Raw genomic sequence first — 20,760 nt, forward strand, 5'->3', positions numbered from 1 at the left:
TCAGACCCGCAGCGGCATCAGCACGTACTTCACGCCCGGGTCGACCGGATCGACCACCAGGGTCGGGCTGGCCGGGTCGGCGAAGCGGAACTCGGCCTGCGGGCCGGCGATCTGGCCGCAGACGTCCAGCAGGTAGCGGGCGTTGAAGCCGATTTCGAAGGGCTCGCCGTCGTAGTCGACCTCGACCTCTTCGACGGCTTGGCCGGCTTCCATGTTGCGGACGGTCAGGGTGATGCGGCCCGGTTCGACGGCCAGCTTCACCGAGCGGCTCTTCTCGGCCGAAATGGTGGCCACGCGGTCGACGGCCTTGGCGAACAGGTCGTTGTCCAGCGTCAGGATCTTGGCGTTGTCGCGCGGGATGACGCGCAGATAGTCGGGGAAGGCGCCGTCGATGACCTTGGAGGTCAGGGCGGCCGCGCCGAATTCGAAGCGGACCTTCTGCGGCGACAGCTGGACGTCGACCGTCTCGCCGGCCGATTCCATCAGGCGGCGAGCCTCGGCGATGGTCTTGCGCGGCACGATCACGCCGGCCAGGCCCGCCGCGCCTTCCGGCGCCGGCATCTCGGCCAGAGCCAGGCGGTGGCCGTCGGTGGCCACGGCGCGCAGCTTGGTCTCGTCGCCCTCGACCACGGTGTGGATATAGAGGCCGTTCAGATAGTAGCGGGTCTCTTCGGTCGAGATCGCGAAGCGGGTCTTGTCGATCAGCCGCATCAGCTCGTTGGTGTCGACCGCGATGCGGCTGGACAGACCATCGCTGCTCATCACCGGGAAGTCGCCGGCCGGCAGCACCGGCAGGTTGAAGCGCGAACGGCCGGCCTGGATAACCAGGCGCGGATCATCGCCGCTGAAGCTCAGCGAGACGTCGGCGCCGTCTGGCAGCTTGCGAACGATCTCGTACAGGGTGTGGGCGGGCGCAGTGATCTGGCCGGGCACGTCGATCTGGGCCAGGCCCTCGTCGATGATCTCCATGTCCAGGTCGGTGGCCGAGAACGACAGCGTGCTGCCTTCGGCCGACAACAGGATGTTCGACAGGATCGGGATGGTGTTGCGGCGCTCGACGACGCTTTGCACGTGACTCAGCGCCTTCAGGAGCGCCGCCCGTTCGATCGTAAGCTTCATAATCCGGTCCGACGCCCTGACCGCCCAGGAGAATCGTCCTGCACGGCCCCGTTGAGAATGGACCGCCGACATTAGCGAAATCGCGCGCGTGGGGAAGGGGGCGGGGCCCCTTGCGCAACGGGAAATCAGCGCCAATATTGAGAATTATTATCAATTAGGAGCGCAAACCATGCGCCTCTACCTCAAGACCGCCACCTACGCGTCCATGCACCTGACCGTGGCGATCGCCGTCGCCTACGCCCTGACCCGCGACTGGCGCATCGCCCTGGCGGTCGGGATCGTCGAACCGATGGTCCAGACGGTGGCCTTCAACATTCACGAGCGGCTGTGGTCGCGCGCCGATCAGAAGGCGCGCGACCGTCAGCAGGATCAGGCTTTCGTGTCGAAAGACCCGCCCGAATTGTCACCGTCCGAAGCCGCGCCGGCATAGGGATTGGCCGCAGCGGCCTGTTCGCCGGGGCCGGTCGAGCCCTTGGCCGCCACGGCGACCATGGCCGGACGGACCAGACGGCCCATCAGCTCGTAGCCGGCCTGCAGCACGGTAATCACGCCGCCGGCGGCGACCTCGGTCGAGGGCTGCTCCATGACCGCCTGATGCAGGTGCGGGTCGAACTTCTCGCCCTGAGGCGGATCGATCTTTTTCAGACCATTGCGTTCGAAGGCGCCTTGCAGCTCCTTCTCGGTCATCTCGACGCCGACGATGAAGTTCTTCACCGACGCGTCGGCCGAGTCCTTCGGGCTATGAGCCGTGGCGCGCGACAGGTTGTCGGCCACGCCCAGCAGGTCTCGGGCGAACTTCTGGATCGCATAGGCCCGGGCGTCATTCATCTCGCGCTCGGCGCGACGCTTGGTGTTCTCGGCCTCGGCGGCGTAGCGTAGCGCCTGTTCCTTCAGGGCGGCGACTTCCAGCTGCAGCGCCGCGATCTCTTGCGAGGCGTCGCCAAAGTCTTCCGCGCCCTCGAAGGCCACGTCTTCAGCCGGCGTTTGCTCGTCGGTCATCTCGTACAGTCCTTATCCATCCATCATCCGCCCGAGCACCCGGGCGGTATAGTCCACCAACGGAATGACACGGGCGTAGTTCAAGCGCGCAGGCCCGATCACGCCGATCGCGCCCAGCACCTTCTGTCGGCCCGTCATATAGGGCGCCGCGATCACCGAGGAACCCGAAAGCGAAAAGAGCCGCGTTTCCGCCCCGATATAGATGCGAACGCCCTCGGCGTCGCGCACGTCGTCGAGCAGGCCGATCAGCTGGCCCTTCTGCTCCAGATCGTCGAACAGCTGACGCACGCGGTCGATGTCTTCGCGGGCCCGGGCGTCGGCCAGCAGATTGGCCTGTCCGCGCACGATCAGCGAACGCGCGTCGCCCTCGCCGCCGCTCCAGGCGGCCAGGCCATCCTCCACGAGGCGCGCGGCGGTCTCGTCCAGCTGGCGGCGGGCCGCGCCCAGCTCGTGGTCCATCTCGCTGCGGGCTTCCGACAGGGTGCGGCCGCGCAGGCGGGCGTTGAGGAAGTTCGACGCCTCCTGCAGAGCCGAGGGCGTCACGCCCGGAGCCTGGCGCATCAGCCGGTTCTCGACCTGGCCGTCCTCGAACACCATGACCGCCAGAACCTGGCCGCCGCCCAGCGGCACGAACTCCACGTGCTTGACCCCGCCCTCGCGGACGGGCGTGACCACGATCCCCGCTCCACCGGCCAGGCCGGAGAGCACGGACGACGCCTCGGCCAGGGCTTCTTCGAACGAGCGCCCGCGCACGGCCAGACGCGCTTCGATGGCCTGCTTGTCGGCCTCGGCCACGTCGCCGACTTCCAGGAGGCCGTCGACGAACATCCGCAGGCCCGCATGGGTCGGCAGTCGTCCGGCGCTGGTGTGGGGCGCGTCCAGCAGGCCCAGCTGCGCCAGGTCCTGCATGGTGTTGCGGATCGAGGCCGGCGACAGCGCCAGGCCGGCCCGCGACAGGGTGCGCGAACCCACCGGCTCGCCCGTCTCCAGGTACGACTCGACGACCCGACGGAAGATGTCGCGGGCGCGGCTGTCCAGCTCGGTGAGGCCCGGCGTGCGGACGATCGGCCCCGGGAAGAGATGCGTCATTCCATAACCATGGGCGGCGTGTCGTTCAGGACCCGGTCGGCGAACAAAAGCGGACGCCCTCTTTCATGTGCGGTCTTCAATAGGATAAGCGGCCACCCAGCGAATTCAAACCATACCGGAGTTTCCCCATGCGTCCGTCTGAACGCGCCCCCGACCAGCTGCGCGCCGTTACGCTGGAAACCGGCGTCAACCGCTATGCCGAAGGCTCGTGCCTGGTCAGCTTCGGCCATACGAAAGTCCTGGTCACCGCCACGGTCGAGGAGAACGTCCCGGGCTGGATGCGCAACAAGGGCGCCGGCTGGGTCACCGCCGAATACGGCATGCTGCCGCGCGCCACCCACACCCGCGGTCGCCGTGAGGCCGCCTCGGGCAAGCAGAGCGGCCGCACCCAGGAGATCCAACGCCTGATCGGCCGCAGCCTTCGCGCCGTCGTCGACATGAAGGCCCTGGGCGAGCGCCAGATCAGCCTCGACTGCGACGTCATCCAGGCCGACGGCGGCACCCGCACCGCCGCCATCACCGGCGCCTGGGTCGCCCTGCGCTTGGCGGTCAACTACCTGCTGGAAGAGGGCGTGCTGAAGACCGACCCGATCCTGGGCCAGGTGGCGGCCGTGTCGTGCGGCGTCTTCAAGGACACCCCGGTCCTCGACCTGGACTACGAGGAAGACTCGAGCGCCGAGGCCGACAGCAACTTCGTTCTGACGGGCGCCGGCGACATCGTCGAGATCCAGGCCACGGGCGAAAAGCGCGGCTTCACCCGCGCCGAGTTCGAGTCGCTGTACAGCCTGGCCGACAAGGGCATCAACGAGCTGTTCGTGCTGCAACGCGCGGCGATCGGGGCTTAAGCCCCCCTTTCGCCCTTGCCCGGACGGGGTATCGGTCCCAGATTCCAAACTCAGAGTTAGGAGTTTGACGTGACGACCCCGTTCGAAGGCCATGAAGTCGAAGCCCGCCTGCGTCCCTCGGCCGAAGCCTATCGCTTCGACCTGGACCAGGCGCTGGCCTCGATGGTCGCTCTGGAGGCGACCGTGCCCGCCGACGCCTATACGGCGTCGATCCTGGGGACCGAGCGCATCGGCAACGGCGTGGTGGTCAGCCCGGGCGGCCTGGTCCTGACCATGGCCTATCTGATCACCGAGGCCGACCAGGTCATCCTGACGCGCAACGACGGCCGACGCGTGCCGGCCCATGTGCTGGGACTGGACAACCAGACCGGCCTGGGCCTGGTTCAGGCGCTGGAGCCGCTGGACCTGCCGGCCATCACCATCGGCAGCGCCCGCGACCTGGACACCGGCGACTCGGTGATCGCCGCCGGCGCCGGCGGCCGCACCCATGCGGTCGCCGCCAAGGTCATGGCCCGCATGCCCTTCGCCGGCTACTGGGAATACCTGCTGGACGACGCCATCATCACCGGCCCCGCGCATCCGCACTGGAGCGGCGCGGCCCTGATCGGCCCCAAGGGCGACCTCGTGGGCCTGGGCTCCCTGACCCTGGAAGGCCGCGACAACGAGGGGCAGGCGCGTCCGATCAACATGTTCGTGCCCGCCGAACTGCTGCCGCCGATCCTGGACGAACTGGCGCGCGGCAAGTCCCCGCACGCGCCCCGCCCCTGGCTGGGGGTCTTCGCCCAGGAGACCGAGAACCACGTCGTCGTGGTCGGCGTCTCGCCCAACGGCCCGGCCGCTCGCGCCGAGCTGAAGGCCGGCGACCTGATCCTGGCCGTCGACGGCATGCCGGTCTCCGACCTCGCCGAATTCTACACCGCCCTGTGGGCGCTGGGCCCAGCGGGCGTCACCGTGCCTCTGAAGGTGCTGCGCGAGGGCGATCTCTTCGAGGTCGAGATCCGTTCGATGGATCGCGCAACCTTGCTGAAGAAACGGCGCTTGAACTGAGATGACGGAAAAGCGCGGTCCCTGGGACCAACCGGACACCCCCGCCCCGGCGCCACGGAATACAGGGCCCCAGCAGCCGACGTTCAAGCGTCCTTCGCCCCCTGGACTGTCGGCGCCGCGTGGCGGCCTCTGGCTGTGGCTGGGCTTTCTGGCCGGGATCGGCGTGCTGGTCTTCGCCTTGAGCCGCGCCTTCCCCGAGGCCCTTCAGAGCGACGACAGCAAGATGTCCCTGCTCTACCGGGTGGGCATCGTGGTGCTGATCTCGTCGGTGCTGATGCGCGGCCTGCAAGGCTCGCTGGGCCAGCACCTGAAGCATGTGGCGATCTGGCTGGGCGTCATCACCGTGCTGGCGCTGGGCTACGCCTATCGCGCCGAGCTGGCCAGCGTGCCGCGCCAGCTGCAGCTGGCCTTCAATGTCGGCTCGCCGGTCCAGACCGAGGAGCGCACCCTCGTGGTTCCGCAAGGCGAAGGCGGCCACTATGTCGTCGACGGCCTGATCAATGGCCAGCGCGTGCGGTTCATGGTCGACACCGGCGCCACCGAGACCGTGCTCAGCCCGGCCGACGCCAAGCGCATCGGCATCCCGGTCGATACGCTGAACTACGGCTACAAGGCTCAGACCGCCAACGGCGTCGGCTATGGCGCGGCCTATGACGCCACGACGATGGAGGTTGGAGCCATCAAGCTGGAAGGCTTCCGGGTGATGGTCAACAAGGCCCCGATGGACGGTTCCCTGCTGGGCATGAGCTTCCTGAACCGCCTGGAAGCCTTCGAATTCCGCAATCGCCAGCTGATCCTCAAATGGCGCGAGGACGGCCAGGGTCGGGCGTATTAGTCAGCCCTCGAGTTCGTCATCATCGTAGCTGGCCGGCGGGCCGCTTTCGTAGCTCAGCAGGTCGCCAGGCTGGCATTGCAGCTCGCGGCACAGGGCGTCGAGGGTCGAGAAGCGGACGGCGCGGGCCTTGCCGGTCTTCAGGATCGAGAGGTTGGCGATCGTCACGCCCACGCGATCGGAGAGCTCCGTCAGCGACATGCGGCGTTCCAGCAGAACGCGGTCGAGGTTCACGCGGACAGGCATGCGGTTTCGCGCTCCGGATCAGATCGTGAGTTCGGCTTCGCGACGAAGGCGGGCGCCCTCGCGGAAGACCTCGGCCAGGACGAACACCACCAGCACCGAGAACCAGGCCGTCAGTGTGAAGCTGTCGTCGATGACCTTGGCCTTGGGGGCCAGCCAGCGGGCCAGGCCCGAAAAGACGTAGCGACCGACTTCCAGGCCAGCCAGCACCAGGCCGATCAGGCGCAGGCGCACCACATTGTCAGGATGGAAGGGGTCGCCGGCGGTCAGCGTCCCAAAGATCCGGCGCAGGCGCTCGACGATCACCATCCAGCCGCCCAGCAGCAGCGCCCAGGCGGCCAGGGCGCCGGCGAACAGCGGACCGTCGCGGCTGACGGCCTCGACCGCGTCGCTGATCGGCAACATCGAGGCCAGCAGTTCGGGATTGAAGCTGAACAGCAGGGCGACCAGCGTGAACAGCGACAGCAAACAGACGAAGATCCACAGCCCGACGTAAATGACGTCCAGGATGATCTTCAGGAAACTCGATACGGAACCAGGCCCTAAGGCGCGCATATGACCGCTTCCCCGACAACGACGCTGAGCAAATGTGCCCCGCGTCGCCGGGGCGGTCAAAAGTCCCGAAAAACCTGGTCCGCCTTAGAGCGTGTGCGCCACGAACGCCACGGCCGACACCGGAACACCCACCAGCAGGGCGGCGGTGATGGCGGTCATGACGACCTTGTCGGCGAGGCGGAACAGGCGGGCGGCGGACATCGTGTTTTCCAGTTTGCGAAGGGGCGTCAGGACCAGACGAACCCGGTCCCTCGCCACGATCAACAAATAGGAGCCGAACGTGGTTCCGCCAATCTCGTTTATCGAGAAACGATATTAAACTCTGGTAATGATGCACGGTCGCCAGGGCACGTGCCTTCAAGGTCACACCACATCGCCCCGCGCCAAATCCGATCGGGCGCGGTAAAGGGAGCCGATCTTTGCTCACGGAGGCCGCCATGGCGTTGAAGCTCGAAGCCGGAACCAAGCTGGTCGCCGCCACGCACAATCCCGGCAAGGTGCCGGAAATCGCCGCCCTGCTGGACGGCCGCTTCGAGATCCTGACCGCCGGCCAGCTGGGCCTGCCCGAGCCGGACGAAACCGAGGCGAGCTTCGTCGGCAACGCCCTGCTGAAGGCCCGCCACGCCGCCGACCTGTCGGGCCATATCGCCTTGGCCGACGACAGCGGCCTGTCGGTGACGGCGCTGGACGGCGCGCCAGGCATCTTCTCGGCCCGCTGGGCCGGCCCGACCAAGGACTTCGCCCTGGCCATGGACAAGGTCGCCGAGCGGATCGAAGCCACGGGCACGGAGAACTATTCCGCCTGGTTCACGTCGGCCCTCGCCGTCGCCTGGCCGAACGGTCCGGCCGTGGTCGTCGAGGGCCGCGTCGACGGGACCTTGGTGTTCCCCGGCCGTGGAACGCGCGGCTTCGGCTACGACCCGATCTTCATGCCGGACGGCCACGACCTGACCTTCGGCGAGATGGAGCCGGCCGCCAAGGATGCCATGAGCCACCGCGCCCGCGCCTTCGCCAAGCTGAAGGCGGCGCTGTTTGACTAAACCGATCGGCGTTTACGTCCACTGGCCCTACTGCGCGCGGATCTGCCCCTATTGCGACTTCAACGTCGTGCGCGACCGGGGCCGGACCGACGAGCAAGCCGCCCTGGCCGACGCCATCGTCGCCGACCTCCAAGCCCAGCGCGCCCTGACCGGCGAGCGCGAACTGCTGTCGATCTTCTTCGGCGGCGGCACGCCTTCGCTGATGGATCCGGCGCAGGTCTCGCGGGTGATCGATACGGCCAAGCGCCTGTGGTCACCCGTCGCCGACCTGGAGATCAGCCTGGAAGCCAATCCGACCGACGCCGAGGCCGGTCGCTTCGCGGCCCTCGCCGACGCCGGCATCCAGCGGCTGTCGCTGGGCGTCCAGGCCCTGGACGACGAATCCCTGAAGGCGCTGGGCCGCAACCACGACGCCGGCGCGGCGCGACGGGCCATCGCGGCGGCGACCAAGGCCTTCCCGCGCCTGTCCATCGACCTGATCTACGCCCGCCCCGGCCAGACCGATACGGCCTGGCGCGCCGAACTGTCCGAAGCCATCGCCCTGGGGCCCGAGCACGTCTCGCCCTATCAGCTGACCATCGAGTACGGCACGGCCTTCGACCGCGCGGTCGGACGCGGGAAGCTGGTGGTCCCCGACGAGGACCTGGCCGCCACCCTGTTCGAGACCACGCAGGCGCTTCTGGAGGCCGCCGGCTTCGACGCCTACGAGGTCTCCAACCACGCCAAGGGCGCGGCCGCCCGCTCGCGGCACAATCTCGTCTACTGGCGCGGGCACGACTATGTCGGCGCCGGCCCGGGCGCGCACGGCCGCCTGAGCCTGCCCGAAGGCCGCGCGGCGACCACCGCCCATCGGGGCGTCAAGGATTACATCGCCGCCGTCGCCGAAACCGGTCTCGGCTTCGAGCGCGAGATGCTTACCCCTGAGGAAGCGGCCGAAGAACGACTCGTTCTGGGTTTGCGCATCGACGACGGCGTGGGCTTCGACGAGATGGCCCCGCTGGGCCTGAACCCTGACGCGGCAAAGGTTCGCGACCTGGTCGAGGCCGGATTGCTGGCCGACGACCGCAACCGATTGCGTGCGACCCGCGCTGGTCGGCTGGTGCTGGACAGGCTGACAGGCGCGCTAGCGACCTGATAAGGCTGTGATTTGCGAGAGCCGAAGGACGCGTTGATTTGAGCCGCCAGCTTCCCCCGCCAGCCCTGTCCGACGCGCCGCTCGCGCCCGGCCTCTATCTGGTGGCGACGCCGATCGGCAACCTGCGCGACATCACCCTGCGAGCCCTGGACGTGCTGGCCGCCTGCGACGTGCTGCTGGCCGAGGACACCCGGGTGACCGGCAAGCTGCTGTCCGCTTATAGCATCAAGACGAAGCTGCAGCGCCACGACGAGCACGTGGCCGAACGCGACATTCCCGGCATTCTCGAACGGCTGGAGGCCGGCGAGCGCGTGGCCCTGGTCTCGGACGCCGGCACGCCGATGGTCTCCGATCCCGGCTACCGCCTGGCCCGCGAGGCGATCGCGGCTGGGCATGACGTGATCCCGATCCCCGGCGCTTCTGCCGCTCTCGCGGCGCTCACCCTGGCCGGCCTGCCCACCGACCGCTTCCTGTTCGCCGGCTTCCCGCCGCCCAAGAGCGCTGCGCGCCGAACCTTCCTGGAAGAGTTCGCCAATACCCGCGCCACCCTGATCTTCTACGAAGGCGCCTCGCGGGTGGACGACTGCCTCGCGGACATGGCCCACGTGTTCGGCGGAACCCGCCAGGCCGCTGTGTGCCGCGAATTGACCAAGCTCTACGAGACCTGCATCCGCGGGTCCCTGGACGACCTGGCCGCCGACCCGCGCTTCGAAGCGCCCAAGGGCGAGATCGTCATCATCGTCGGTCCGGGCGCGGAAAAGATCGCCACCGCCGACGACGCCGAGGCCGCGCTGCGCGAGGCCATGGCCCGCCTGCCCCTGGGCGAAGCCGCCTCCGAGGTGGCCAAGGCGCTGGGCCTGTCGCGCAAGGATCTCTACCGGCAAGCGCTGGCTCTGAAGGAGCAGGTCTGATGGTCGCCAGCGTCCGCCAGGCTCGAGGTGCGGCGGCGCGCAAGCTCGGACGGCGGGCCGAAGTGTTCGCGGCGCTGTGGCTGATGGCCAAGGGCTATCGCATCCTCGGCTTCCGTCTGGCTACGCCGCTGGGCGAAATCGACCTGCTGGCGCAACGCGGCCAGACGCTGGCCGTTGTGGAAGTCAAGCAACGGACCACCATCGAGGACGCCCTGGACGCCGTCACGCCCACCCAGCGAGACCGCCTGCGCCGCGCCGCCGCCCATCTCGCTGCGCACCGCCAGGGCCTGCGCGACCTGTCCGTGCGGCTGGACCTGATCGCCCTGGCCCCCGGCCGTGCCCCACGCCACTTGCCTAATGCCTGGCCAGATCTTGGTTCAAGCTTCGGAGGCCCCGCATGACCCGCGAAGAGGCCGAAGAGATCCTCACCCGCGCCGGCGAAGGCCCCGACGAGGACTTCCCCCTGTTCGACGCGGCTCTGGCCTGCGCCGTCCACGACGATCCCAGCCGCGACATCACCCCGGCTATCAACCTGGCCAAGGACTCCGTCGACCGCCTGCGCCGCCGCGCCGAGAGCGAGTCGCCGGAGGAGGCCGTCGCCGAGACCCTGGCCGGCGACCTGCGCCTGACCGGCGACGTCCTGACCTACGATCACCCCGACAACGCCGACGTCATCGCCATCGCCGACCGCCGCAAGGGCCTGCCGGTGGCGCTGGGCGTGTTCTACCTGCACGCCGCGCGCCAAGCGGGGCTGGATCTCTACGGCGTCGACTTCCCCGGCCACTTCCTGCTGCGCATCGAGACCGACGAGGGGCCGCTGGCCCTGGACCCGTTCAGCGAAGGCCGCGTGGTCCTGCCGTCCGAGCTGTCGCGCCGCGCCCTACGCACCGGCCTGATGCCCGACGTCGCCTCGCGGCTGGAACTGCTGATGGCGCCGATCTCCGACCGCGCCGTGCTGATCCGCCTGCAGAACAACATCTTCGCCCGCGCCCAGCAGGCCAAGGACTGGCCCCGCGCCGAGCGCTCGGCCCTGCGCCGCGCCCTGCTCAATCCGAACGACCACCGCCCCTGGCTGGACGTCGCCGCCGCCCGCGAAGGCCAGGGCGCCCTGGCCGGCGCCTTGCAGGCCCTTTCCCGCGCCCAGACCCTGGACGGCGGCGCTGCGATCGCGGCGAGAGCCGCGCGCGAACGGATGCGGCTGCGGCTGAACTGATCGTGCGTCCTTCGAGGCTCGCCTGACGGCTCGCACCTCAGGATGAGGACGATTGTTGGCCACCTCATCCTGAGGCGCCTGAGCAGCAGGCCTCGAAGGACGCACTGAGCCCTCGCAATCTCCCGAAATCGGCCTAACTAAGCCGTGCGTTATCGAACCCCAGGAGCCCCCATGTCGCTGCGAGTCGCCGTCCAGATGGACCCCGTGCTGGGGATCAACATCGACACCGACACGACCTTCCTGATGATGATGGAAGCTCAGAGCCGCGGGCATAAGCTGTGGTTCTACACGCCCGACAAGCTGTCGCTGGAAGACGGCCGGGTGTTCGCCCGCGCCCAGCCGCTGGAAGTCTTTGCCGAGCAGGGCGCCCACGCCAAGCTGGGCGAGACGGTCGTGCTGGACATGAAGGACGACATCGACGTGGTGCTGATGCGCCAGGATCCGCCGTTCGACATGGCCTACATCACCGCGACCTACTTCCTGGAGAAGGTTCATCCGCACACGCTGGTCGTGAACAATCCCGCCGAGGTGCGCAACGCGCCCGAAAAGCTGTTCGTCACCGACTTCCCGGGCGTGCAGCCGCCGACCCTGATCACCTCGGACCACGAGGCGATCTACGATTTCCGCGCTCGTCACGGCGACATCGTGCTCAAGCCCCTCTACGGCGGCGGCGGCTCGGGCGTGGCGCGGCTGCTGGCCGACGATCCGAACCTGGACGCGCTGCTGGAACTGCACGCCATGATCAGCCGCGAGCAGGTCATCGCCCAGAAATTCGTGCCGGCTGTCAGCAAGGGCGACAAGCGCATCCTGCTGATCGACGGCGAGCCGGTCGGGGCGATCAATCGCGTGCCGGCCGCCGGCCAGGTGCGCTCGAATCTTCGCGTCGGCGGCCGCGCCGAAGCCGTGGAACTGACCGCTCGCGATCAGGAGCTCTGCAAGATCATCGGCCCCGAACTGAAGCGCCGTGGACTGATCTTTGTCGGCATCGACGTCATCGGCGAGTACCTGACCGAGATCAACGTCACGTCGCCCACGGGCGCCCAGCAGCTGAACCGCTTCAGCGGCGTCAACGCCGCGACTGTACTGTGGGAACGCATCGAGGACATTCGCCGCATCGGTGGGTAACTCTACGGAAAGACGGAATTTTCCTAAAATGTTCGTTTTTCGTTCTTGATGCATTTCGGAAGCTATGCTGTGACTTGTGGATAAATTCGAGAATCCACAAAGGGTCACGGCATGGCGGCCAAGGTGGTCACCGTCGCGTTCGAGGGCGTCGAGGCGCGCCGGGTCGATGTCGAGGTGCAGCTGACCAACGGTCAGCAGGCCTTCGTCATCGTCGGCCTGGCCGACAAGGGCGTGGCCGAGAGCCGCGAGCGGGTTCGCGGAGCTTTCGCGGGTCTTGGCCTGTCGCTGCCGGGCAAGCGCATCGTCGCCAACCTGGCGCCGGCCGACATGCCCAAGGAAGGCGCGCACTTCGATCTTCCCATAGCCCTGGCGGTGATGTCGGCGCTGGGCGTCATCCCGCTGGACGCCCTGGACGGCTGGGCGGCCATGGGCGAGCTTTCCCTGGATGGCCGCATCATGCCCGCCGCCGGCGCCCTGCCCGCGGCCATGGCGGCTGGGGCGATGGGACTGGGCCTGATCTGCCCTGAGGGTTCAGGGCCCGAAGCCGCCTGGGCGGGCGGCACGCGGATCCTGGCCCCACGTTCGCTGGTGTCGCTGATCAACCATTTTCGCGGGGCTCAGATCCTGTCGGCGCCCACGCCGGGTCCGATCGTCGAGGGCCCTGCGCCCAAGGACCTTCGCGATGTGAAAGGTCAGGAGCAGGCCAAGCGCGCCCTGGAGATCGCTGCGGCCGGCGGCCACAACCTTGTCTTCGTCGGCCCGCCCGGCTCGGGAAAATCGATGCTGGCCCAGCGCCTGCCAGGTCTGCTGCCGCCCCTGACCTCAGCCGAGTTGCTGGAGACCTCGATGGTCCATTCGGTAGCCGGATTGATCGCGCGCGGGGCGTTGACCCGAGATCGTCCGTACAGAGCTCCGCATCACTCGGCGAGCATGGCCGCGCTGACGGGCGGAGGGCTCAAGGCAAAGCCGGGTGAGGTGTCTCTAGCGCACAACGGCGTGCTGTTCCTCGACGAACTGCCCGAGTTCGGACGCCAGGCGCTGGACAGCCTGCGGGCTCCGCTGGAGACCGGCGAGGTGATGGTGGCCCGCGCCAACGCCCATATCCGCTATCCGGCCAAGGTTCAGCTGGTGGCGGCGATGAACCCGTGCCGCTGCGGCCATGGCGGGGCCGGACGCGGCGCATGCGGCAAGGCCCCGCGCTGCCAGAAGGACTATCAGGGCCGGGTCTCGGGCCCGCTGATGGACCGCATCGACCTGGCCGTCGACATGCCCGCCGTCACCGCCGCCGATCTCTCCCTGCCGCCGCCGGCGGAGGGAACCCCCCAGGTCGCCGCGAGGGTGGCGCGGGCCCGAACTCTGCAAGCCGACCGCGCCGCGGCGCTGGATTCGGCGGAAGCGCTCAACGGCCGAGCCGAAGGGGCCTTCCTGGAGAAGATCACCGCCCTGGACGAGCAGGGCCGCGCCCTGTTGGCCCGCGCCGCCGAGGCCGGCCGGATCAGCGCCCGCGGCTGGACCCGCACCCTGCGCCTGGCCCGCACCATCGCCGACATTGAGGGCGCCGACACGGTGCGCCGCGTCCACATCGCCGAGGCCCTGGCCTATCGCCGCGCCTCGTCGACGGACGAGGTTCCGAACGCCGACCTGGGCTTGACCGCCCGTTAAGCCGCGACGGCTAAGATCGCCGGTCATGAGCACTCCCCGCCCCGGCGTCACCCCCGAGCAGCTGGCCACCCTGAGCCACGAGTTCCGCACCCCTCTGAACGGCGTGCTGGGCATGGCGCGCCTGCTCGAGAACACCAAGCTGACGGCCGAGCAGCGGACCTATGTCACGGCCCTGCGCGAGAGCGGCGACCACCTGCTGTCGCTGGTCAATGACGTGCTGCACTTCGCCCGCCTGGGCGCGGCCTCGATCGAGCTGGCCCTGGCCCCGGTCAATGTCGAGGACCTGCTGCGCCAGGTCGCCGAGCTGATGAGTCCGCGCGCCCACGAGAAGGGCGTGGAGATCGCCTGGGCGGTCCCGGCCGCCCTGCCGACCATTCTGGCCGACGAAGGCCGGCTGCGGCAGATCCTGCTGAACTTCGCCGGCAACGCCGTGAAGTTCACCGAGGCTGGCGGCGTCTTGCTGACCGCGGTGGCCACGGAGAACGGCCACATCCGCTTCTCGGTCGCCGACACCGGGCCCGGAGTCGCCCCCGAAGCCCGCAAGCGGATCTTCGAAGCCTTCGTCCAAACCGACATCACCCACGCCACCCAGCTGGGCGGAGCGGGCTTGGGGCTGGCCATCGTCTCGCGCCTGGCCCAGGCCATGAACGGCGAGGTCGGGGTCGGCGGCGAGCTGGGCCACGGCGCCGAGTTCTGGTTCGAGGCGCCCTTTGAGACAGCCTCTCCCGTCCTCCGGACGGCGCCCCTGGACGGCCGCGCCGTCGCCATCGCCTCGCCCAACGCCATCGTCCGCGCCGCGACGGTCCGCCAGATCGAGGCCGCCGGCGGGCGCGCCTTCGCCGCCGTCGACGTCGCCTCGGCCCTGGCCGGCGCCCCGGCCGACGCCGTGCTGCTGATCGACAAGGCCCTGGCCGGCCCGCGTGGCGGCCTCAAGCCGCCCGCCGATCGTCGGGCTGTCGTCCTGCTGACCCCCGAGCAACGCGACCGTATCGAGCCGCTGCGCGCCGCGGGCTTCTCGGGCTATCTGATCAAGCCGCTGCGCGTGGCCTCGATGGTCGCCCAGGTGCTGCAGGCGGGCGGCGCAGACACTGCGCCCGTCGAAGACCACGCACACGACGATCGCGTCGCCGGCGCGGTGGCCCGGGGCGTGCGGGTGCTCCTGGCCGAAGACAATCCGATCAACGCCCTGCTGGCCCGCACCCTGCTGGAGCGCGAAGGCTGCAAGGTCGATCGTGTGGCGGACGGCGAGCAGGCCGTGGCCACTGCAGCAGCGGGGGCTTACGACCTGATCCTGATGGACCTGCGCATGCCGGGCATGTCGGGCGTCGAGGCGGCCAAGGCCCTGCGCGCCAAGGGCGTCACCTCGCCGATCGCCGCCCTGACCGCCGACGCCTTCGACGAGGACAAGCGCGCCTGCCTGGCCGCCGGCATGGACGACTTCCTGGTCAAGCCGCTGACCCAGGAAGCCCTGCGCGACGCCTTGCAGAAATGGACGACCTCAGGCGTTTCGGGCCGCTGGACGAAACCCGCGACGCGAGCCAAGGTCGCCGGCTAGCAGGACGGGGCGGTTTCCCCGTTTGGGGGAAGCGATGACCGACGCCAAGCCACCGGAGAAGAAGACTCTTCTCCAGACCCTCGCCTTCTTCGGCGAGCGGCGCAGTCTGGTCATGCTGGGTCTCGGCTTCGCGTCCGGCCTGCCCTACATGCTGATCTTCGACACCCTGTCGCTGTGGCTGCGCGATGCGGGCCTGTCGCTGGCGGTGATCGGCTTCTTCAGCTTGGCCACCCTGTCGTTCTCCTTCAAGTTCCTGTGGGCCCCGCTGATCGACCGCACCAAGGTGCCGATCCTGCACCGCCTGCTGGGCCATCGTCGCGCGTGGATGCTGGTCTGCCAGGCCATCATCATCGTCGGCCTGGCCTCGATCTCGAGTCTCAATCCGGCGACCAACCTTCCGCTGGTGGCGCTGACGGCGGTGATCGTCGGCTTCGCCACCGCCACCCAGGACATCGTCATCGACGCCTGGCGCATCGAGGTCGTCGACACCGAGCGCCAGGGCCAGATGGCCGTCGCCGTGCAGTGGGGCTATCGCGGGGCGATGATCGCCGCCGGCGCCGTGCCGCTGCTGCTGGCCGAGCGCTTCAACTGGAACATCTCGTACCTGTTCATGGCGGCGGCGATGAGCGTCGGCGTGCTGGCCACCCTGCTGGCCCCGCGAGAGGCCGAGCACACCATCCGTCCGATCCCCACCGGCGACGTCGTCCAGCCCAAGGCGCTAGAGGTCCTGGAATGGCTGCTGCGCCTGTGCGTGCTGCTGCTGGGCGCGCTGTTCCTGGGCTCGGGGCTATCGGGCGACGCCACCCTCCTCTCCAAGCTGATCGGCGGCGAGGCGCTGGCCGACGCCTGGACCGCCAAGCCCAACGGCGTCTGGCTGCAACTGCTGGGCGTGCTGTCCGGCCTGGCCGTTGTGGTCGTGGCCGCCTGGCCGATCCCCAAGGTCCGCACCAAGCCCGGCGTCTACATGTCCAAGGCGTTCGGCGAACCGCTGGGCGAGTTCCTGACCCGCTTCCAGGGCGTGGCCGGCCTGATCCTGGCCGCGATCTGCGTCTACCGGGTCTCGGACTTCGTGCTCAACATCATGAACCCGTTTTACCGCGACATGGGCTTCACCCTCACCGAGATCGCCGAGATCCGGAAGGTGTTCGGCATCATCGCCTCGATGATCGGCGTGTTCCTGGGCGGGGTGATCGTCGCGCGACTTGGTCTGATGAAGGCTTTGATCATCGGCGCCTTCGCCCAGCCGCTCAGCAACCTGACCTTCGCCGTGCTGGCCATGAGCGGCCACAACACCGGCATGTTGTTCGCCGCGATCTGCATCGACAACATCGCCGGCGGCATCGCCGGCACCGCCCTGATCGCCTACATGTCCAGCCTGACGACAGCCGGCTTCACGGCCACCCAGTACGCCCTGTTCTCGTCGCTGTACGCCCTGCCCGGCAAGCTGATCGCCTCGCAGTCGGGACGGATCGTCGAGGCCTCCGCCCAGGCCGCCGAGCACGGCGGACCGATCGGTCTGCTCAAGGGCCTGTTCACCCGCCTGCCGCCCGAGAGCTTCACCGCCGCGGGCGCCAAGCTCGGCGTCAGCGCCCAGGCGATGGCCGCCGGCTATACGGCCTTCTTCATCTACACCGCCCTGATCGGGGTGGTGGCGATCGTGCTGTCGTTCCTGGTGGCCGCGCGGCAGAAACCGGCCGAAGCAGACGTCGCGGCTTAGACCGCCAGACACACCACCTGGGCCACGCGCAGGTCGCGGCGCAGGCCGTCGGCCACGCGGCCGTAGTTCTCGGTGGTGATCGGCTCGCTGGGCGCGAAGCTGGACGGCGAGGGGCGGCGGCTGGGCCCCAGCACCGCCTTCAGCGTTTCGGGGGCGGTCGTATAGATGCGACCCCGGCGCGGGGCCTCGGCCACCGTGACGCCGATGACCCGGCCAGCGCTGTCCAGGGCCGGCGCGCCTGAAAGGCCCGAAAGCGTGCCCTTCAGGCTGTCGGTGCGGCCGACCTCGGCCCAGACCAGGACGGGTTCGGTACGGGCCCCACGGCCATGGACGACCAGGTTCTCACGGCCCAGCAGGCGCGAGGCCGCTTCGCCGGCATGACCTTGCGGGAAGCCCGGATGATAAGCGCGCGCGCCGCGGCGCAGCGGCTGGTCCAGACCCAACGGCACCGCCGGCGCCCCGCCTTCGGTGGTCAGGATCGCGGCGTCCGCCCGGGGATCGACATGGATCTTGGCCGCCACGCCGCGGCCGTCGGCCACGACGATGGCCGCCGACTTGCAACCATCGACGACGTGGCGCGCCGTCAGCCAGGTGCCGTCATCGCCGACCGAGAAGGCCGTGCCCGAGCCCGGCTCGGGCCGGTCCGGCACCTGGACCACGATCGACGGGTCGAACGGCGAGGACGGCCCTAGAGGCAGCCCTTCCTCGCCCGGCACCGGCGGCGGCGGCGGCGGGGCGTCCGAGCGCTCCTGCCGGCCGACGGCGACGATCACCAGGGCGCTGACCGCCGCGGCGTAGACCAGCCAATCGGGAAGCTTGGGGAAATGCACTGTAAGAGGTCCCCCGACCGTACCGCGCCTAGCCGGCCACGGCGGCGGCGAGGATCAGGGCGGTGGCCAGCTTGGCGCCGACCAGCAGGGCGGCGGCCGAGATCTCGCCTTCCTGGATCCGCTCGGGCAGGCCCTTGAGCACCATGTCGGTGACCCGGAAGACCAGCAGCTGCACGGCGATGGTCGCCGCGCCCCAGATGGCGATCTCGATCACCGAGGTCGAGGCCTTCAACGACACCGACAGCGGGATGGCCAGGCCGACCATTACCCCGCCCAGCGACAGGGCGGCCGCGGAGTTGCCCTCGCGGATCAGGGTGATTTCCTTGTGAGGGGTCATCAGGGCGTACAGCGCCGTGCCCAGGATCAGCATGACCAGGGTCACGCTGGCGTGCAGCAGGGTGACCGGGAAGCCTGTGGCGAAGGCCTGGACCTCGGGCGACTGAAGCTGGGACTGCATACGCGGACGACCCCGAAGATTCTGCGGAGCGTGACAGCCGAAAGTGGAAGCCGGCTTCGGCGCCCGTCACGCTCAAGACATGAGCAGCGCCCTGACTAACACGGCTCGATGAGATTTGCGTAGGGGGCGCCCGCGCCGGGAGAGTCAAAGCCTATTTGTAGAAGCCTTCGCGCAGGTTCAGGCCGTGCTCGACGAACACCTTCATGGCGCACAGCATGCCGGTCCAGCCCTCGCAATTGCCGAAGGCGGCCTTCTCCCCGGCCGGGGTGTCGCTCCAACCCGCCTCGTGGATCTTCACCAGGGTGCGACCGTCGCCGGTGTCGGCGAAAGTCATGGTCACGGTGGTGCTGTAGGTCGCATTGGGCTCGGCCGAACCCCATCGCAGCACGATCTTCTCATCCTTCACGACCTCGACCACCTCGACCGGGAAGGCCCCGGGGAAGTCGTGGAAATCCCAGGTGACGGTCGCGCCGGTCTCGAGCCGCCCCTGCGCCCCGCCGGTGGTGAAATAGCCGGGCAGCCTCTTGGGATCGGCGACGGCCTCGAAGACCTCGGACACCGGCTTGGCGATCCGGCCGCTGACGGTGAATTCGTGCGCCATGGAAGAGCCTCCTTCACTTGATGGCCCAGACCATATGTTATAGAATTATAACATGTCAAACGAGGACGAAGCCGACCTGATCTTCAAGGCCCTGGGCCACCGGGTCCGGCGCCATATCCTGGATCTGCTGAAGGTCGAGCCGCTGACCACCGGCATGCTGTGCGCGCGCATCCCCGAGTTCGACCGCTGCACGGTGATGCAACATCTCTCCGTGCTGGAAGACGCTGGCCTGGTCGTGGCCGAACGGCGGGGTCGCGAGCGCTGGAACCACCTGGACGCCCTGCCGATCCACGGCGTCCACGAACGCTGGATCGGCCCCTACGCGGCCTATGCCGCCTCGATGCTGAGCCGGCTGAAGCAGGCGGTCGAGGAAGAGGCCTAGGACCGCAGCTTCGAGTTCTTGACCGAATAACCGAAATAGAGCGCGCAGGCGGCCGCCACCCAGACCGCGAACAGCAGCCAGGTGTCCAGCGGCAGGCCGATGATCAGATAGGCGCAGAACGCCACGCTCAGCGCCGGCACGACCGGGTAGAACGGGACCCTGTAGCCGCGCGGCAAGTCGGGCTGGGTCCGACGCAGGATGATCACCCCCAGCGAGACGATGGCGAAGGCGATCAGGGTGCCCATGCTGGTCAGGTTGACCAGCACGTCCAGCGGCACGAAGGCGGCCAGCACGGCGATGAAGCCCGCGACGATATAGGTGTTCAGATCCGGGCTGTGGGTCTTGGGATCCAGGCGCTGGAACACCTTGGGCAGCAGGCCGTCGCGGCTCATGGCGTAGAGGATCCGCGTCTGGCCGTACATGACCACCAGGGTGATCGAGAAGATCGAGACGATCGCCCCGACGCACAGGATCAGCGACGTCCAGCTCGCGCCAGTCAAATTGCGCAGGATCACCGCCAGGCCCGCCTCTTGCCCTGCGAAGGCGGTCCAGGGCTGGGCCCCGACGGCGGCCAGGGCAACCAGGATATAGACGCCGGTGACGATCAGCAGCGACAGCACGATGCCCAGAGGCAGGGTGCGGCGCGGGTCCTTGACCTCTTCGCCGGCGGTCGAGACCGCATCGATGCCGATATAGGAGAAGAAGATCGACGAGGCCGCCGCCCCGACGCCGGCGATGCCCATCGGCATGAACGGGGTCAGGTTCTTGGCCTTGAAGCCGCTGAAGGCGATGACCACGAAGAACAGCAGAACGAGCAGCTTCAGGATCACCAGCACCGCGTTGACCCGGGTCGATTCCTTGACGCCCCGCAGCAGCAGGACCAGGCACGACCCGACCAGCACCACGGCTGGCAGGTTGAACACCCCGCCCGCGCCGGGGGCCTTGGCGATGGCGTCGGGCATGCGCCAGCCGATCAGGTCGACGAACATCTCGTTCAGATACTGCCCCCAACCGACCGCGATGGCCGAGGCCGAGACGGCGTATTCCAGGAGCAGGCACGCGCCGACGATGAAGGCCACGAACTCGCCCAGGGTGGCGTAGGCGTAAGAGTACGAAGAACCCGACACCGGGATGGTCGAGGCCAGCTCGGCGTAGCACAGGGCCGTCAGGGCCGCGGTGATCCCCGCCAGCACGAACGCCAGGATCACCGCCGGACCAGCCGCGGGCACGGCCGTGGTCAGAGCCACGAAGATGCCGGTGCCGATGGTCGCGCCCACGCCCAGCATGGTCAGCTGGAACAGGCCGATGGTGCGCGGCAGGCCTTCGGGCGGATGCTCGCCCTCGACCTGCTGCACAGGCTTTCGACGCAGGAGATCGGCGGCGCGGAACGGGGCCATGGCGGC

Annotated in this window: 24 protein-coding genes; 14 read left to right on the forward strand and 10 right to left on the reverse strand. The window is 68.7% G+C overall.

What is annotated here, in order from left to right; translation table 11 throughout:
* The gene (gene dnaN / locus E1H18_RS08685) at window positions 1-1,119 is read right to left on the reverse strand and encodes a DNA polymerase III subunit beta (RefSeq protein ID WP_172266288.1); all 1,119 of its coding nucleotides are present in this window, start codon (window positions 1,117-1,119) and stop codon (window positions 1-3) included.
* Window positions 1,120-1,288: 169 nt separating this feature from the next.
* On the opposite strand from dnaN, the gene E1H18_RS08690 reads away from it, so the two are divergent.
* Window positions 1,289-1,549: a DUF2061 domain-containing protein gene (locus tag E1H18_RS08690; protein WP_172266291.1), complete on the forward strand. Its 261-nt coding sequence runs from the start codon at window positions 1,289-1,291 to the stop codon at window positions 1,547-1,549.
* Here the strand turns inward: E1H18_RS08690 and grpE are convergent.
* Window positions 1,489-2,118: a nucleotide exchange factor GrpE gene (gene grpE / locus E1H18_RS08695; RefSeq protein ID WP_172266294.1), complete on the reverse strand. Its 630-nt coding sequence runs from the start codon at window positions 2,116-2,118 to the stop codon at window positions 1,489-1,491. The two genes, E1H18_RS08690 and grpE, sit on opposite strands and share 61 nt — an antisense overlap.
* A gap of 12 nt (window positions 2,119-2,130) precedes the next feature.
* Window positions 2,131-3,207: a heat-inducible transcriptional repressor HrcA gene (gene hrcA, locus E1H18_RS08700; protein WP_172266297.1), complete on the reverse strand. Its 1,077-nt coding sequence runs from the start codon at window positions 3,205-3,207 to the stop codon at window positions 2,131-2,133.
* A gap of 128 nt (window positions 3,208-3,335) precedes the next feature.
* On the opposite strand from hrcA, the gene rph reads away from it, so the two are divergent.
* The 3 genes from rph to E1H18_RS08715 all read left to right on the forward strand — a co-directional run bounded on the left by rph (window position 3,336) and on the right by E1H18_RS08715 (window position 5,934).
* Window positions 3,336-4,052, forward strand: a complete 717-nt coding sequence (rph, locus tag E1H18_RS08705) for a ribonuclease PH (protein WP_172266300.1) — start codon at window positions 3,336-3,338, stop codon at window positions 4,050-4,052.
* 69 nt (window positions 4,053-4,121) lie between these two features.
* On the forward strand, window positions 4,122-5,099 hold the full coding sequence (locus tag E1H18_RS08710) for a trypsin-like peptidase domain-containing protein (protein WP_172266303.1): 978 nt from the start codon (window positions 4,122-4,124) through the stop codon (window positions 5,097-5,099).
* A gap of 1 nt (window position 5,100) precedes the next feature.
* A complete protein-coding gene (locus E1H18_RS08715) occupies window positions 5,101-5,934 on the forward strand; it encodes a TIGR02281 family clan AA aspartic protease (RefSeq protein ID WP_172266306.1) in 834 nt (277 codons plus the stop codon).
* Here E1H18_RS08715 and E1H18_RS08720 read toward each other — a convergent pair whose 3' ends face one another.
* The 3 genes from E1H18_RS08720 to E1H18_RS08730 form a co-directional block, all read right to left on the reverse strand.
* Window positions 5,935-6,177 carry a helix-turn-helix transcriptional regulator gene (locus tag E1H18_RS08720; protein WP_172266309.1) on the reverse strand — a complete coding sequence of 81 codons (243 nt, stop codon included), beginning with the start codon at window positions 6,175-6,177 and terminating at the stop codon, window positions 5,935-5,937.
* Between the two features lie 18 nt (window positions 6,178-6,195).
* The gene (locus E1H18_RS08725) at window positions 6,196-6,729 is read right to left on the reverse strand and encodes a DUF2975 domain-containing protein (RefSeq protein ID WP_172266328.1); all 534 of its coding nucleotides are present in this window, start codon (window positions 6,727-6,729) and stop codon (window positions 6,196-6,198) included.
* 84 nt (window positions 6,730-6,813) lie between these two features.
* Window positions 6,814-6,930, reverse strand: a complete 117-nt coding sequence (locus E1H18_RS08730) for a hypothetical protein (RefSeq protein WP_172266331.1) — start codon at window positions 6,928-6,930, stop codon at window positions 6,814-6,816.
* 236 nt (window positions 6,931-7,166) lie between these two features.
* Between E1H18_RS08730 and rdgB the strand changes: the two genes are divergently transcribed.
* The 9 genes from rdgB to E1H18_RS08775 all read left to right on the forward strand — a co-directional run bounded on the left by rdgB (window position 7,167) and on the right by E1H18_RS08775 (window position 17,087).
* The gene (gene rdgB / locus E1H18_RS08735; RefSeq protein WP_172266334.1) at window positions 7,167-7,769 is read left to right on the forward strand and encodes an RdgB/HAM1 family non-canonical purine NTP pyrophosphatase; all 603 of its coding nucleotides are present in this window, start codon (window positions 7,167-7,169) and stop codon (window positions 7,767-7,769) included.
* Window positions 7,762-8,904: a radical SAM family heme chaperone HemW gene (gene hemW, locus E1H18_RS08740; protein ID WP_172266337.1), complete on the forward strand. Its 1,143-nt coding sequence runs from the start codon at window positions 7,762-7,764 to the stop codon at window positions 8,902-8,904. The genes rdgB and hemW overlap by 8 nt, the downstream gene beginning before the upstream one ends.
* A gap of 38 nt (window positions 8,905-8,942) precedes the next feature.
* Window positions 8,943-9,815, forward strand: coding sequence for a 16S rRNA (cytidine(1402)-2'-O)-methyltransferase (gene rsmI, locus E1H18_RS08745; RefSeq protein WP_172266340.1), 873 nt, complete (start codon window positions 8,943-8,945; stop codon window positions 9,813-9,815).
* The gene (locus E1H18_RS08750) at window positions 9,815-10,216 is read left to right on the forward strand and encodes a YraN family protein (RefSeq protein WP_172266343.1); all 402 of its coding nucleotides are present in this window, start codon (window positions 9,815-9,817) and stop codon (window positions 10,214-10,216) included. The genes rsmI and E1H18_RS08750 overlap by 1 nt, the downstream gene beginning before the upstream one ends.
* Window positions 10,213-11,028, forward strand: coding sequence for a SirB1 family protein (locus E1H18_RS08755; RefSeq protein WP_172266346.1), 816 nt, complete (start codon window positions 10,213-10,215; stop codon window positions 11,026-11,028). Before E1H18_RS08750 ends, E1H18_RS08755 begins: the two co-directional genes overlap by 4 nt.
* Window positions 11,029-11,199: 171 nt before the next feature.
* A complete protein-coding gene (gshB, locus tag E1H18_RS08760; protein ID WP_172266349.1) occupies window positions 11,200-12,153 on the forward strand; it encodes a glutathione synthase in 954 nt (317 codons plus the stop codon).
* A gap of 111 nt (window positions 12,154-12,264) precedes the next feature.
* Complete coding sequence (locus tag E1H18_RS08765) at window positions 12,265-13,815, forward strand: YifB family Mg chelatase-like AAA ATPase (protein WP_172266352.1); 1,551 nt, start codon at window positions 12,265-12,267, stop codon at window positions 13,813-13,815.
* 25 nt (window positions 13,816-13,840) lie between these two features.
* Window positions 13,841-15,370 carry a response regulator gene (locus E1H18_RS08770; protein ID WP_172266355.1) on the forward strand — a complete coding sequence of 510 codons (1,530 nt, stop codon included), beginning with the start codon at window positions 13,841-13,843 and terminating at the stop codon, window positions 15,368-15,370.
* A gap of 34 nt (window positions 15,371-15,404) precedes the next feature.
* A complete protein-coding gene (locus tag E1H18_RS08775) occupies window positions 15,405-17,087 on the forward strand; it encodes an MFS transporter (RefSeq protein WP_172266358.1) in 1,683 nt (560 codons plus the stop codon).
* On the opposite strand, the gene E1H18_RS08780 is transcribed toward E1H18_RS08775, so the two are convergent.
* The 3 genes from E1H18_RS08780 to E1H18_RS08790 form a co-directional block, all read right to left on the reverse strand.
* On the reverse strand, window positions 17,084-17,917 hold the full coding sequence (locus tag E1H18_RS08780; RefSeq protein WP_172266361.1) for a trypsin-like peptidase domain-containing protein: 834 nt from the start codon (window positions 17,915-17,917) through the stop codon (window positions 17,084-17,086). The two genes, E1H18_RS08775 and E1H18_RS08780, sit on opposite strands and share 4 nt — an antisense overlap.
* A gap of 28 nt (window positions 17,918-17,945) precedes the next feature.
* A complete protein-coding gene (locus E1H18_RS08785) occupies window positions 17,946-18,374 on the reverse strand; it encodes a DUF350 domain-containing protein (protein ID WP_172266364.1) in 429 nt (142 codons plus the stop codon).
* 151 nt (window positions 18,375-18,525) lie between these two features.
* Window positions 18,526-18,975, reverse strand: coding sequence for an SRPBCC domain-containing protein (locus E1H18_RS08790; protein WP_172266367.1), 450 nt, complete (start codon window positions 18,973-18,975; stop codon window positions 18,526-18,528).
* A gap of 52 nt (window positions 18,976-19,027) precedes the next feature.
* On the opposite strand from E1H18_RS08790, the gene E1H18_RS08795 reads away from it, so the two are divergent.
* Window positions 19,028-19,357 (forward strand): helix-turn-helix transcriptional regulator, encoded by a 330-nt coding sequence (locus E1H18_RS08795; protein WP_172266370.1) that lies wholly within the window; start codon window positions 19,028-19,030, stop codon window positions 19,355-19,357.
* Here the strand turns inward: E1H18_RS08795 and E1H18_RS08800 are convergent.
* The gene (locus E1H18_RS08800) at window positions 19,354-20,754 is read right to left on the reverse strand and encodes an amino acid permease (RefSeq protein WP_172266373.1); all 1,401 of its coding nucleotides are present in this window, start codon (window positions 20,752-20,754) and stop codon (window positions 19,354-19,356) included. The two genes, E1H18_RS08795 and E1H18_RS08800, sit on opposite strands and share 4 nt — an antisense overlap.
* Between the last annotated feature and the right edge of the window lie 6 nt (window positions 20,755-20,760).

The sequence above is a fragment of the Caulobacter sp. RHG1 genome (assembly GCF_013181195.1).
In the GTDB taxonomy this organism is placed as follows: domain Bacteria; phylum Pseudomonadota; class Alphaproteobacteria; order Caulobacterales; family Caulobacteraceae; genus Caulobacter.